We start from the raw sequence: 14,265 nt of genomic DNA on the forward strand, positions 1-14,265 counted from the left end.
CAGATGGCAGTGGTCAGCATGACAGCTTCATCACGTGCAATGCGCTGCTCCGTCGTGTTGCCGGCACGTTGGCGCCATGCACTGATTTCGTTGAGGTATCCCTCAGGGCTCCTGACATGGTGAGTTAATGCGTGTGGGTCTCAGGTATGGTTTTTGATGTTGTAGCGCAGGATGAGTTCGGTGCCGGGGTATCGGGTCTGTGTGGTGGTGAGTTGTTGGCAGAGTTCGGCGATTGCCGTTGTGGCGCGGGCTGTTGGTAAAGGGTCCAGTGTGATGGTCAGGTAGCCGGCGGTGGTGGTGTCGATGTCCCCGCTGCTGGTGAGCGCCTGCCGGGTGAGGGTGTGGGCTTCCTTGGTTGCGCGGGCGTATCCGGTGTTCGTGCGGATTTCCCGGGCGAGGGTGGTGGCGGTGTTGAAGGCTGCCATCCGGATCGCGTGGGTGATTAGTTTGACGTCGGTGTCCAGGACCTGCTGGCCGGGAGCGAGTTCCCCTAACGCCACCCTGGCGGGGATTTCCTTGTGCACGGTTTCGGCCTGGTCGAGGGCGGCACTGGCGTCTGAAAGCGGGGCGTTGACCGTGTTCTGCATGGCGTTGGTGATGAGGACTTCGCTGGTTCCCGGGTCCGGGGTTCTGATGGCGAGCATCGCGGCGTGCGTATCGGCCAGTACCTGGGCATAGTGGGTCCGGGCGGTGAGGACTTTTTGGTAGGCCTTCTTTTTGGCGGGGTTGGGTACCGAGCGGGCGGGGTCGTCATCGGTGCTGGTGTAGGCGTCGTGGGAATCGAGGTCGAAATGGATGCGGGCGTAGCGGAAGTAGTTCTCCTGCCGCCAGCGGGACCCCATCCGGTGGATCACCTCCCCGGCGGGCAGTTCGGTGTTGGTGGTGAGGATGTGGATCTGCCGGGTGCCCTCGCCGCTGGCGGCCACGATACGGCTGATCTGCCGCATCTGGAAGGCTTCCCCGGTGCTGGCCAAGGGCAGGTCAACGACCGTGTCCGCGGCTGTCCAGGTTCTGGTTTCACCGTGGGCGTCAACATGGGTGACGGGTGCGAACAGGCCCCCGGTGATGTTCTCGGTGGCGCCTTTGCGCCAGGTGAGCACGTCAAAGCCGGTTTCAGCCATGTGTTTGAATAGCGCCGGTGACCAGCCTCCGCGATCAAAGCCAACCATCACCGGCCGAGAGTCACCGATAATGGTGCGCAGCTCTGGCAGGAGCCGGCGCAGTTCCCCGGTCAGGGCGGCACCGGGTTCGGCCATCACCACCATCACCGGGGAGCCCTCCGCGTCAGCGACCCAGGTTTCCTCGGTGGCCGGAGTCGGGAACTTCAGCCTCGTGGAGTGGATCTTCCCGATTTTTCTGCTGCCCTGGTACGCGCGGACGTGCCCGTCAACGTAGAGAACGGCGGCCAGGTCCCCGCCGGGTTCACCGGTGTTGTTCAGGTGGTGGGTGGCCAGGACGGTGATCAGTTCCCCGGCTTTGCCGGTTGCGGCCAGGTGTGTGATTTTACGGCGGATGGTTTTTACTTCTGGCCCCCGGTCCAATCCCAGCACCCGCCCCAGGGCGGCAGGGTCGAAGCGGGTCGCGCCCTCAGCCCGCGGCTCGCCGGCCAAAGCCCGCAGCACCGCATCGAGAAGAATGGTTTCCAGTCCGTAAAACCCGTCCGGCAACGACCCGAAGGTTGCCATAGAGCAGGCCAGCAATCCGGTCTCTTCCAGTGCCGGCAACGCCAGAAACAGACCGGCCAGGGGTACCCGGGCCGCTGGAGCGAAGACGGGGCCCGCGGATTCGAGCAACCCGGCCCGGGCCGCTGCCCGCTCCCCGGTCCGGTCCACCGGTTCCGGCAACACCGGCAACACCGGTTCTGTTGGGACGGCTGAGACTGCGGGGGCGCCGGCCGGCGAATCCGCCATGTCCACTGCCGGTTCGGCGGGAGCCGGCTCGATGGAGGCCAGTGCACGCCTGACCGTGTCGGTGGAGACTCCGGCAGCGAGGGCCGTTGCGCGCAGGCTCGCCCCACTGGCACGGTGCCCCCGGATGTCGATGATTTTCGCCCCGGTGAGGACCGTCGGGCCCTTGGGCCCCTTTTTCACTGACGCCAGCGCCGCAACGCCTTCACCGCTAACGCTGATACGCCAGCGCCGCAAGGATTCCGGGGTGACGCCGAACCCGGCAGCAACCTCATTTACGCGCGCGGCTCCTACCTGCACCAGTTGCACGGCTGCTAGGCGGCGCAGATCATCCTGGCCGGCATCCCAGACCCAGCACAACTGGCCGTTGAGGAAGACCTTGCCACCATCGGTGGCGTTTTCCAGCAACGCCGCCGACGAACCGAGGACTTCCTGCGTCAGCTGGGGGAGGGCGTCCGCTTGCTGTGTTTCTGGATGCTCTGCTTCGGGCTGCGGCTGGACCGATTCGAGGACGACGGGGGTCCGCGCTATGGCGCGGGCAGTGGCTCTTGGTGTCAAGCGGTGGTAGCAACATTGTCGTTGAGTAGTTTGGTGAATACTTCTCGTGGCGTGAGGTAGCCCAGGGTGGCGCGTGGGCGGTCATTGATTTCATCGGCGATAGCGTCGAGGTAGGGCTGGTGGCTGGTGATCTCGATACCTTTGGGTAGATACTCCCTGATCAGTCCGTTCGTGTTCTCATTCGAGCCCCGCTCCCAAGGAGAGTGGGGGTGGGCGAAATAGACCGGCAGGTCCGTGGCGACGGTTAGCTGGGCGTGGCGGGCCATCTCGGTTCCCTGATCCCAAGTGAGGGAGCCGCGCATCAGTGCCGGCAGATCATTGACCCGATCAATGAGCACATCAGCCAGGCCAGTGGCCTTCTTGCCCTCGGGCAGGCCCAGCATGATCAGGAACCTACTGGAGCGCTCCACCAGAGTAGCCACAGCGGTCTTGCCTGCCCTGCCGACCACCAGATCCCCTTCCCACGACCCAGGAACACGACGATCCGATGCGGTTTCGGGCCGGTCATCGATACTGACCATCCCGATGATCCTCCCGCCAGTACGCTCACCAAGGGGCTTGCGACGCTTCCTAGCGGTGCGCTTGGATTGCAGCAGGATCCCTTCCCGTGCGAGCTCGCCTTTAGGCATCGCGTAAATCCACCGGTAGATCGCTTCGTGAGACACAGTCCGGCCTTGCGCGTCGGGAGATTTCACCATGGTCTCAACGCTGGAGTCAGCGGCCTCCAAAAGCAAACGCCCAGCTACTTGACGTGGTGTCCTGGAGCGGAACAAGTCCGCTTTCACCCGGGCAGCGAGGACCGGGTCCGTACCGATCTTGCGGGTCTGAGGGCGCCTCCGGCGATCCTCTGCCTTACAGTCCGCGGTCACCGGCTTGTAGCCACGAGTCTTCGTCGAGTTTCGGTTCCGTTCCCGCCACACGATCGTATGGTCCCTGCCGATCTCCACCCCGATCTGTCGGTCCGTATGACCAGCCCGGATCCCCACCGCAATGTCCGCCCGATCAGCAAACGTCAACAACCTCCGCGCCACCAGCAACTCCCTCTATGCAACTATGTTTGTTGCTACGACGCTATGACACCAAGGCTGGTTGGTCTGCGACTGGTGCGAAGATGCCGGGTTGTTCGGTGAGTGCTTTGCTGGTCGCGCCGAGTCTGATGGTCGGCGGCAGCGGGGCACGGCCACACACTGCTGGGTGCGCTGCGATGAGTTCGGTTGCGAGATCGTGCAGCCTGTAGGCGTGAATGGCTACGCTTCCCGTGCCGTTGTTGAGTGTCCTGCCGAGGTAGCGCGTGACGTCCAGGCCGGAGGCGTGCGAGGGGACCATAACGGTGACCGGTGCGAGCGGGTTGGTGGCTTGGGCTTCCGTGACGATGCGGGCTAGTTCTGCCAGCGCGTGGCTCGTTGCAGACCAGTGCGGATCGCTCAATCAGTGCCCCCTTGTTGACGTGATCTACAACATAGCAGTTGGGTGTGGTTGGGTCCCTAGGTAGGAGCCCGGTTGGCATGGATCACTAAACAGGGCCCATGCCAGCTGGGCTGCTAATAGGGACCCAACCAGGGGTTCTGTAGGGCGGGCTGAATAAGAAGTCAGTTCTACGAACGGTCGCCTTCGAATCATAGAGGCGAATCCTAGAGACACTCGGCGACGTGCCCGATTTGGTGTACCCGGTATATTCCTTCGGTGCTCGATGTGTTGTTGAAAAGATGAGGCGACGCCAACAAACTTTGGTCACTGTTCGAAGGCACTTGTCTGAGCGCGGCCGATATTACGCCGTCCGGCCAGCTTGACCTAACAGCCCCTTGTCGGCGTTTCGTTGAAGCAGGAAGAAACGTCGGCCATGTGCCTCGTCAATGTCAAAAAGCTTTGTAATGACCAAGTAACTGGCTCTTCGCGTTTCGTGGTGAATACCAGATCGCTGAGATGAACTTATGACGCCGTCGGGGAGGCACTTCTTAGTAGGATACGTAATTTATGGTTGATCGGCCGCAAGGCTTCCTATAAACCACAGACGGCAGCGACATCCTAAGTCGGTTCGTGGGTGGCGAAGACATCATCGATGTCGTTTTTTTCCGGCGTCGGAGAGCGTGTCGTAGTCGCGCAGCAGCAACCGCCTAGTCGAGTCCGCTGACGGCAGGGCCGCGGCTGCGGCGAGTACAACCGCGTTGACCAGCCACCACGGCACCCCGAGCGGGTCAGCGACCTCGCTTGCCGCTCTGCCGGAGGAGACTACGGCGTCCTTGAGTCTGGGCGTAGACCGGGCGAAGCGGGGAACCTGTGGGGTCGACTCGGCAAAGGCCTTCCGGGTGCAGGCAGGCTCGGCACAGAAGAGCCGGCGCTTGGCCCACCACACGCTAACCGGCCTGGCGATAAGAATGTGACGAACCCGCTGTCTCCGTCTCGAATGCACCCGGTCGGAAAGCATGCCGCAGCCAGGGCAATCCGTGGTGAAGATCGAAGCGACCCTGACAACACGGATACCATCACCGTCCGTAGCGGCGATGGCGATTCGGTAATCGGGCAGGTTAAGACAGTGTCGTCGCCGCATTCGGGCACGATTGGGTACGCCGGATCAATGCTCGTGGTTCCTGACTTGAGAAGAATGCTTAGACGCGCATCTCTCCAGGGCCACAGGCGCTTAATTTACTTTGATACGAATCTCGGAATCACCACCGACCGGGAAGAACCGGTTTACGTGTAGCATCCGTTGTACGGGCAATATCGCCCGTGACGCTATTGGGGGAAGCGATCATGATCATAACTGTCGGCAGGTGCAAGCGAGCGCCTCTGCGGCCCGCGCTCTTCGGCGAGTTCCCTCCATGCACGTCCATCACCGCACCCACCCCGCATGCTTCGGTTCGCACGTTGGTCGGGTGTCCTATGGAAGGACTCTTGTGAGCCAAACTCCCTATACATCCCCCTATCCTCCAGCCAATGGTTATGGACAGATACAACAAAGCAATAAGTCCTTCCTCGTAACATGGCTGCTGTCCCTCCTGCTCGGCATTTTAGGCATCGATCGGTTCTACCTGGGCAAAGTCGGAACTGGCATCCTGAAGCTGATCACCCTTGGTGGGCTGGGCGTCTGGGCCCTCATCGACCTCATCTTGGTGCTTGCCAACAAGACCAGGGACAAGCAAGGTCTTCCGCTGGAGGGCTACGACAAGAACAAGAAGGTGGCGCTGATTGTCACAGGCGTTCTGATTCTTCTGAGCATCGTCGTCAACTCAGTCCAGGCTGGCTCCTCCAACTCGGTTGCGCCCGCTGCTTCCACTCCTACGGCAACCCCGACAGCACAGATCGCGACGGCTACTCCAACGCCCACAACGGATCCTGCTGTTGCAGCGGCCGAGGCGAAAGCGTCTGCCAAAGCGAAGTCCGAGGCTGACGCTGCTGCCAAAGCTAAGGCTGACGCGGACGCCGCTGCTGCCAAAGCTAAGGCTGACGCGGACGCCGCTGCTGCTAAAGCCAAGGCAGAGGCCGATGCGGCAGCTCAGGCAAAAGCCGAGGCCGAGGCGGAGGCGAAGAGAGGGACGGTCAGCCAGCAGAACGCCACGCGGAAGGCTGCTAGCTACCTCGATTTCAGCGCCTTTTCGCGCAGCGGCTTGATCTCGCAACTGGAGTACAACAAGTTTTCAACTGAGGATGCGACGTGGGCCGTTGACCACGTGACCGTCGACTGGAACGCACAGGCAGCCAAGAAAGCCAAAAGCTACTTGGAGTTCAGCTCCTTCTCGCGCTCCGGACTGGTCGACCAGTTGCTCTACAACAGCTTCACCCCGGAGCAAGCCGAGTACGGAGTGGCTCAGACAGGTCTCTAGCGGTCTGTCTCAGTCTTATTTCTAGTCTCGCCTGGGAGCAGCCCGAGAGCCCATCCGGTGATCCTCGCGATGGGGCTCCCGCTCAAGAAGACTCGTCTGCCCTGTGCACGCTTTTCTAAACGTATCCCCTCGTGTGCGCTATTTGTGTGCACTGTGTAGATGCCAAAGAGACAGAACAACGCTCATGCGCATTACAGATGGTTCATATCATCAGGTCTACTGCGCCGCTATGCCGTCCTAGAGTGAAACCCAGCAAACGTCCCTCATCGGGCCGCCCGGGCCGGTTTGTTATCGGCTGGAGGATGCGCACGACGAGAAAAATATGGAGAGAACAAGCACGCGATTCGCGGATCCAGTTTAACGTGGGACAGGATGGCTTTCCTCTTAGAGCGTCCGCTAAACTACGACAAGGATTGAATACCGCGGGTGCGAATAGTATTTACTTTGGGGAGACGGTATCTGGCGCTTCGAGCTCTGGCATCGTCATGTTCAGGGATGGGCTCGGGGTGGAAGCAGAAGTCGAATCCGCCCTCGTTTTTCCGTTTATCATGCGAGAAAACATGAAGAAGAGGCACGGGGGAGCCTCTTCGGTTCGTGCTGGCCCCTCATGCACCGACCTCAGTAAGGCCTCTTTCAACCGATGAGCTGATTCTATTCCCGAATACTGCGCAGTACTTTGCGGCGTGGGCCGATACGCGCAGGGAAAGGCGGGGAGCGTTGATTCGCGCGCAAATAGCGTCAGAGCGCTACTAGAGCCTTTTGGGAGGTGGTCCTTACAGCTTCACCGCGGCGAAGCTGCTTTGGCTCACGGCTGGTTAGAGTACCTTCGCTCGGCAAGTGTTTTCAAACATAGATAGTCAATCTTGGCGGGCCAACCAGTCGCTCCCGGCATTCATTCCACTTGACGATGTCGCTTCCGGGGATGAAATTGCTCAGGGATTAAGACTATGTGTTGAGCAAGCGTAAGCGGAACTGCTCGGACGCCCGAAGTCACTGGGCTGGGCTCAGCCTGGACGCGTTAAGAAGGTGCTAGTTTTTGGTGATTGATATGTCCCGCAGGCGATCATCACGTGCAGGTGAAGCGGCCCGATACTGTAGCTCCGTGTTCCTCTCCACCGCGAATCCGACACTCATCCTCGTGAGCTCGCTTGGCCTGAGTAACCCTTCACTAGCTGCCCGCCATGATGAAGGAGGCATTGAGGCTTGGTGTCATAGCGTCTGCCATCCCAAGCGTGCTGACAATTCGAAACTCTCTGTCCAAGTAAACCGTCTATTGGGAAGGCTTACCGCGACAGTGGATTACCCTGGGTGAATGAGTGAACTAAATGGGGAAAAGGCTGCGGGAAAATTGCCGGAAGGTCTCTATGAATCGCTGGTTACGGAGCTTCTTAGGACTCGTCTGGCCAAGTCGCCCGAGCTGCAGCCAGGGATAGAAAGCGTCGATTTGGATTATGCGGTGGACCTATTGTCCCGGCATATCGAGAAGGCCGTCCGAGCGGGCCTGCAGTCTACTAAGCCCGAAGAACGTCTTCCGCTAGCGAACCGCATTCTGCGTGAGCTCGACTCAGGAAATCGACTCGAGGACGGCCCTAAGCAACTTCGATCGCTCTACGTTCCGGACACCCTCAAGCGCCGGAACCTGCGGAGACCCACCACCAACCTTTCCGATTCGGCACTTCTGACAAATGGTAAGGAGGCTCTTCACGGTTGGTGGTGAATCCGGGGTTCGTGTCGTAGCAAAGTAAGGGCCCGTGGCCCTGTTGAGATGGATGTGTCTAGCATTCTTCTCAAGTCAGGAACCACGAGCCTTGAACCAGCCTACCCAGTCGTGCCCGGATGCGGCGACGACACTGTTCAATCTGCCCGACTACCGAATCGTCACCGCCGTTACGAACGGTGACGGTATCCGTGTTGTCACCATCGCCTCGGACTTCCCGCCGGGCTGCCCTGGCTGCGGCATGATTTCCACCCGGGTGCATTCGAGACGGAGACAGCGGGTTCGCGACATCCTTGTCGCCGGGCTGGTGAGCGTGTGGTGGGCCAAGCGCCGGTTCTTCTGTGACGAACCTGCCTGCACCCGGAAGACCTTTGCCGAGTCGACCCCGCAAGTGCCCCGCTTCGCCCGGTCTACGGCCAGACTCAAGGACACGCTCAAAGACGCCGTCGTCTCCTCCGGCAGAGCGGCCAGCGAGGTCGCGGCCGCGTTCGGGGTCTCCTGGTGGCTGGTCAACACTGTTGTTGTCGCTGCCGCCCTGGCGCTGCCATCGGTGGACCTGCTGACCCCGGCACGGCTGGGGATCGATGAGCACCGCTACCGATCCGTGCGCTGGTTCAAGGACCAGCAGAGCGGGAAATGGTCCCGGTTCGAGCCATGGATGTCCACCATCGTCGATGTCGATTCCGGCCAGGTACTGGGCATCGTGAACGGCCGCGACAGCCACGGCGTCGGGGCTTGGCTCAAGTCCCGACCCGCCGCCTGGCTGGCCGGCATCGAAACGGTCGGGATCGACCCGTCGGCGGCGTTCCGCAAAGCCCTGCGCGAGCACCTGCCCGACGCCGCCGTCTCAGTGGATCACTTCCACCTCGTCTTGCTGGCCAATGACATGCTCACCGGGGTCCGCCAGCGCGTCGCCCGGGAGCAACACGGGCGCCGCGGCCTGAAAACGGACAAGGCCTGGGCCCACAGGCGGTTGCTGCTGCGCGGCTACGACACGCTCTCCGACGCCGGCAAGAAACGACTCGATGATGTCTTCGCCACCGATGATCCGACCCAGGAACTCGCCGCCGCCTGGGGAGTGAAGGAAGCACTGCGACTGATGCTTTCCAGTAGCAATCCGGCCAGCGTCCAAGAGCGAAAAGAGTTCTTTGAGCGCCAGGTCAAGTCGGCGGCGATGATGGAAACTGATCGGCTGCTGACCACCGTGACCAAGTGGTGGCCAGAGATCCAAACACTGCTCGACACCCGGGTCACCACGGCGAAAGTCGAGGCAGCCAACACGATGATCAAAAACATCAAACGGATTGCTCGAGGGTTCCGCAATCCGACCAATTACCAATCACGTATCCTATTGAGAAGTGCTGCCCGGACGGTGGCATGAAATTCATCTCAGCGGGCTGATATTCACCACGAAACGCGAAGAGCCGGTAAGGACGATCCCAATCTCGCTGCCGAACTGCGCATCGAGATGGGATCAGCAAACAGGGTCGACCTCCTCTGTGCATTCGTGCGTTGGACTGGGCTCCGGCTCCTCCAGCCCGCGCTTGACCAGCTTCATGACAGGGGAGTGCATCTGCGGGTAATCACCACGACCTATATGGGTGCAACAGAACGCCGCGCCATCGACGAGCTGGTCACGAGGTATCACGCTGACGTGAAAATCAGCTACGAGTCGCAAGCCACCCGTCTGCATGCCAAGGCCTGGCTCTTCCGCCGGAACTCTGGATTCGACACCGCCTATGTGGGAAGTTCCAATCTCAGCCAGGCGGCACTTCTGGATGGGTTGGAATGGAACGTAAGGCTCAGCTCGGTCGGAACACCCGCACTGCTGAAAAAGTTCGAGATAACGTTTGACAGCTACTGGGAGCAGCGAGCATTCCAAAGCTACGATCCAGAACGCGATGGCGAGAAGCTCGACGCGGCCCTAGAACGAAACGGAGGCCGCCGCACAAAGATGTCAGACGCGGCAACCGGGCTAGAAGTTCAGCCGTACCTTCACCAAGAGGAAATGCTCGAAGATTTGGAAGCGGAGCGAATTAAAGGCTTCAACCGAAATCTGGTGGTAGCAGCTACAGGGACAGGAAAGACAGTTATTGCCGCCTTGGACTATAAGCGGCTTGCCGAGTCAGCTGGCCGTGACTTGAAGCTCCTGTTCGTGGCTCACCGCCAAGAAATTCTGAAGCAATCAATGCGAACCTACCGTGACGTGATGCAGGATGGGGCCTTTGGTGAGCTGTACGTTGGTGAGCATAAACCCCAGCAGTGGAAACACCTTTTCGCCTCGGTGCAGTCCCTGGCAGGGTTGGGTGTGGAGCAGTTCGAACCGGGCTACTTCGACATCGTAGTCATCGATGAATTTCACCACGCTATGGCGCCCACCTATCGGCAGGTGCTCGACCACTTTCAGCCGCAGCAATTTCTTGGTCTCACGGCAACGCCTGAGCGTGGCGACGGCGTCGACGTCGCTAAACAATTCTTCGACGGACGCACTGCTAGCGAGCTTCGACTATGGGACGCCCTTGAAGCAGATCTTTTGGTGCCATTCCACTACTTCGGGGTGTCGGATGACGTCGACTTGAGCCAGTTGGAGTGGAACCGCGGTAATTACGACACGGCGCAGCTCGACCGGCTATACACCGGCAATGATGCGCGAGCGTCGAAGGTGATTCGCGAGCTTCGAGACAAGGTCACCAGCACCCAACACATGCGTGCACTGGGATTCTGTGTGTCCGTGCAGCACGCTCACTACATGGCCGAGGTGTTCAACCGAGCTGGGATTGCGTCCGTAGCGATTGATGGCAGTACCAATGACGACGAACGCGCTACGGCACTGGCACGGCTACGCGATGGACAGATTAATTGCATTTTCACCGTGGACCTGTTCAACGAAGGGCTGGACCTGCCACAGGTCGACACGGTACTCATGCTTCGGCCGACTCAAAGTGCGACCATTTTTCTTCAGCAGCTTGGTCGAGGGCTGCGACGGGCGGAAGGAAAATCGGTCCTGACTGTCATGGACTTTATTGGCCAACAGCGACGTGAGTTTCGCTTTGACCTGAGGTATCGCGCTCTTACCGGGTATGGACGGAAGAAACTCGAGAGGGCGGTCGAGGATGAATTTCCATTCCTGCCCTCGGGCTCGCAGATAGTTCTGGACCGCGTGGCACAGAAGGTAGTGCTGGACAACATCAAAGCGCAGCTCCGCTTCAATCGGGCGCAGCTCGTCCGGGATATCGCGTCGTATGGCGAGACAGATCTATCCATCTACCTCGAGAAGTCAGGCAGCGAACTCAAGAGCGTCTACCGCTCGACGAAGGATTCCTGGACCGGGCATCTACGCCAAGCTGGCCTCGTTGAATCAGTTGCCGAGATGGCAATCGGGCAGCGAATCGGCGAGCTCTCAACGGCGGAGGAGCAAAAACTGCTTGGACGGATGGTGCGACTTTTACAGGTAGATGACCCGGAGCGTGCGGAGGCATATTCAAAGCTCGTCTCGCCGTCTTGTCCGCCGTACGACGAGTTGGCTCCCCGCGAGCAGGTGTTCGCCAAGATGCTGTTCTACACCCTATGGGACGACGGTAAGACATTCGCATCCTATGATGACGGGTTGAACCAGCTTAGAAAATATCGCTTCGTCTGTGGCGAGATTACGCAGTTGGTCAAGCTCGGCGTGGCAGCGTCGCGTCATGCAGGCAAAAGTTTGGGTCTCGGTCTTCAGCACATACCTCTGCTCTCGCATGCGACTTACCGACGCGAGGAGATTCTCGCAGCTCTGAGTTTCGGGTCGTTTGAGTTGGGTGCCAACGCGCAACATCGTGAGGGTGTAGCTTGGTGCCCTCGGACTGCCACGGACGCTTTCTTCGTCACACTCAACAAGAACGACAAGAATCACACTGCGACAACTATGTACAAGGACTACGCAATCAGTCCGGAGCTTTTTCACTGGGAGTCGCAAAATTCAACCTCCACGTCGAGTCCTGTCGGTAGACGGTATCTGGACCGTGGGAGCCAAGGCTCCCACGTGTTGCTCTTTACGCGCCCAACCGCTGAAGACGAGACCGGTTTGACCGTCCCGTATACCTGCCTCGGCCCAGCTGACTACGTGCAGCATTCGGGGGAGAAGCCAATCGCAATTACGTGGAAGCTCCACCGGGCGATGCCGGCCGATCTCTTCGCTGAGGCGGCCGCGTTAGCACGGTGAATAAGGGGCTCTGCGCAAGTCGCCGTGGCAGAACAGGTTCGCAGAGTCATTCCACTCGAGTAACCCGCGGGAGTGACTATGGGCAGCACGGCCGAAGCACAATACTGAGCCCGCGAATGGAAAGAGATCTTCAATCATGAACGGCCCCCCCCGTTACCTTTTTAGTAGCCCCTGAATGAGCAAGAATTGGGGTTGCTGGCCTGTCGACCCCGGCATGATTTATTCCCCCTGTCATTGATGATCCGGGGGGTGCTGTCACCGGGAATCGATAGGCGCCAGGGATATCGCTAATAGGGGCCGGATGAGGGCGGGAACCACTGTCGAGATCGGCCGTAACGTGGATGCCGAGCCTTGGAGCCGCAGGACATGCCAGCACCGTTATATCCGTTGGCATGACCAAGGCTTTTGGAGGTTTGGCATTGATTAAAGAACATGAACTCATCGATGTTTTCATCGGTGTTGACGTTGGCAAGAGCGACCACCACGCCGTTGCCCTGGATCGGGCCGGGAAGAAACTTCTGGATAAGGCCCTACCGCAGGATGAGGCCAAACTCAAGGAAATTATCGCCTCCCTGACCGGGCACGGGCGTGTGCTGCTCGTGGTGGATCAGCCGGCGACCATCGGTGCACTGCCGGTCGCCGTTGCCCAGGCTGAAGGAATCTTGGGCGGATACCTTCCTGGACTAGCGATGCGCCGTATTGCTGACTTACACCCCGGTGAAGCGAAAACCGACGCTCGCGATGCGTACATAATCGCCGAAGCAGCACGCACCATGCCCCATACGCTGCGCTCAGTGGAAGTTGCTGATGAGCAGGTAGTCGAGCTGTCGATGCTTTGCGGATTCGATGATGATCTGGCTAAGCAGGCCACCGCCGCTTCCAATCGGATCCGAGGCCTGCTCACCCAAATCCATCCAGCCCTGGAGCGGGTCATCGGTGCGCACCTGAACCGTCAGGCAATGCCGGAGCTGCTGGCCAAATACCCGACCCCGGCAGCTTTGCGCAGGGCCGGCCACACGAGGGTTGAAACCCTGCTGCGCAAGCATGCCCCACGGGCTGGCAAACGTTGGGCCGCCGAGATATTCGCAGCCCTTGACGAGCAGAGCGTCGTTGTCTCAGGCACCGGCGCCGCTGGCGTCGTCCTGCCGCAGTTGGCCCGGATGCTCGCCCAGGCCCGCACTGCCCGCGCCGAAGTCCTGGAACGCGTCGAAGCCATCGTGGAGGCACACCCTCTTCACATCCTCCTGACGTCTCTACCGGCGGTCGGCCTCAGGACAGAAGCCAGGATCCTCACCGAGGTCACCGGCAAGGACTTCAAGACCGCCGGGCACTTGGGTTCCTATGCCGGGCTGGCCCCAGTCACGTGGAGATCGGGGACCTCGATCCGCGGAGATCATTCCTCGCGCAAGGGCAACAAAATCCTGAAACGCGCACTGTTCCTCTCGGCATTCGCGTCCCTGAAAGATCCTGTCTGTCGGGCCTATTACGACCGCAAACGCGCCGAAGGCAAGAGACACAACCAAGCCGTTATCGCCCTCGCCAGACGCCGCTGCAATGTCCTATTCGCGATGCTACGCGACGGGACCATATACCAGAGACCGCAGACCCAAGCAGCCTAAAACCACCCCGGTAACCCCGCAGCTCTCCGGTTCAAACCACACGACCCGGACCATATCGACATGCCCCAGACCGATCCAAAGAATATTCAAAAACCCGACCAAATAACTTGACGAACCAGATAGGGGCACCCCCAACGGATCCGTCGACGGACTGACACGGCACCGATACTGGAAACGGTGGAGCGCAGAGAACCAATTAACTATCGTCTAGCTGCTTGATAGGGCCCCGCATTTTCCGCCGCGTATAACTTTGGTTGAGGGTTGGTTGGTGGTTTACCGAAGCGTGCGGCCTGACCTAGGGGGAAGAGTGCAGCCAGGCTAGTCGTTGGACGGAGCTCAATCCTTCTGATGTTCCCGACCACGACGCACCAGCATCACCGCCTTCGATGCCTACTACTGCCGGGGTTCGCCGCTGGCTCCGGTGTCTCTGGCGGAGGAACGT

At 60.0% G+C, this 14,265-nt stretch carries 9 protein-coding genes; 5 read left to right on the forward strand and 4 right to left on the reverse strand.

The annotated features are described in order from the left end of the window. Positions 1-140 precede the first annotated feature (140 nt). The 4 genes from JOE65_RS05320 to JOE65_RS05335 all read right to left on the reverse strand — a co-directional run bounded on the left by JOE65_RS05320 (position 141) and on the right by JOE65_RS05335 (position 5,013). Entirely contained in the window at positions 141-2,465 is a 2,325-nt protein-coding gene (locus JOE65_RS05320) for a putative transposase (RefSeq protein WP_205162248.1), read from the reverse strand. Then, entirely contained in the window at positions 2,462-3,496 is a 1,035-nt protein-coding gene (locus tag JOE65_RS05325) for an IS30 family transposase (RefSeq protein WP_205162249.1), read from the reverse strand. Before JOE65_RS05325 ends, JOE65_RS05320 begins: the two co-directional genes overlap by 4 nt. Before the next feature lie 40 nt (positions 3,497-3,536). After that, positions 3,537-3,893 (reverse strand): hypothetical protein, encoded by a 357-nt coding sequence (locus tag JOE65_RS05330; protein WP_205162250.1) that lies wholly within the window; start codon positions 3,891-3,893, stop codon positions 3,537-3,539. A 625-nt stretch (positions 3,894-4,518) separates the two neighbouring features. Next, positions 4,519-5,013, reverse strand: coding sequence for a transposase family protein (locus JOE65_RS05335; RefSeq protein ID WP_205162251.1), 495 nt, complete (start codon positions 5,011-5,013; stop codon positions 4,519-4,521). Positions 5,014-5,359: 346 nt separating this feature from the next. Here JOE65_RS05335 and JOE65_RS05340 point away from each other — a divergent pair, with 346 nt between their 5' ends. The 5 genes from JOE65_RS05340 to JOE65_RS05360 all read left to right on the forward strand — a co-directional run bounded on the left by JOE65_RS05340 (position 5,360) and on the right by JOE65_RS05360 (position 13,823). Continuing rightward, a complete protein-coding gene (locus JOE65_RS05340; RefSeq protein WP_338021549.1) occupies positions 5,360-6,286 on the forward strand; it encodes an Ltp family lipoprotein in 927 nt (308 codons plus the stop codon). Between the two features lie 1,312 nt (positions 6,287-7,598). After that, entirely contained in the window at positions 7,599-8,003 is a 405-nt protein-coding gene (locus JOE65_RS05345) for a hypothetical protein (RefSeq protein ID WP_205162252.1), read from the forward strand. A gap of 91 nt (positions 8,004-8,094) precedes the next feature. Continuing rightward, positions 8,095-9,384 carry an ISL3 family transposase gene (locus JOE65_RS05350; protein ID WP_205162236.1) on the forward strand — a complete coding sequence of 430 codons (1,290 nt, stop codon included), beginning with the start codon at positions 8,095-8,097 and terminating at the stop codon, positions 9,382-9,384. 87 nt (positions 9,385-9,471) lie between these two features. Further along, the gene (locus JOE65_RS05355) at positions 9,472-12,204 is read left to right on the forward strand and encodes a DUF3427 domain-containing protein (RefSeq protein WP_205162253.1); all 2,733 of its coding nucleotides are present in this window, start codon (positions 9,472-9,474) and stop codon (positions 12,202-12,204) included. 392 nt (positions 12,205-12,596) lie between these two features. Beyond that, positions 12,597-13,823, forward strand: a complete 1,227-nt coding sequence (locus tag JOE65_RS05360; protein ID WP_205162254.1) for an IS110 family RNA-guided transposase — start codon at positions 12,597-12,599, stop codon at positions 13,821-13,823. The last annotated feature ends 442 nt before the right edge of the window (positions 13,824-14,265 follow it).

Origin of the sequence: Arthrobacter roseus (assembly GCF_016907875.1) — a bacterium.
Taxonomy (GTDB): Bacteria; Actinomycetota; Actinomycetes; order Actinomycetales; family Micrococcaceae; genus Arthrobacter_J; species Arthrobacter_J roseus.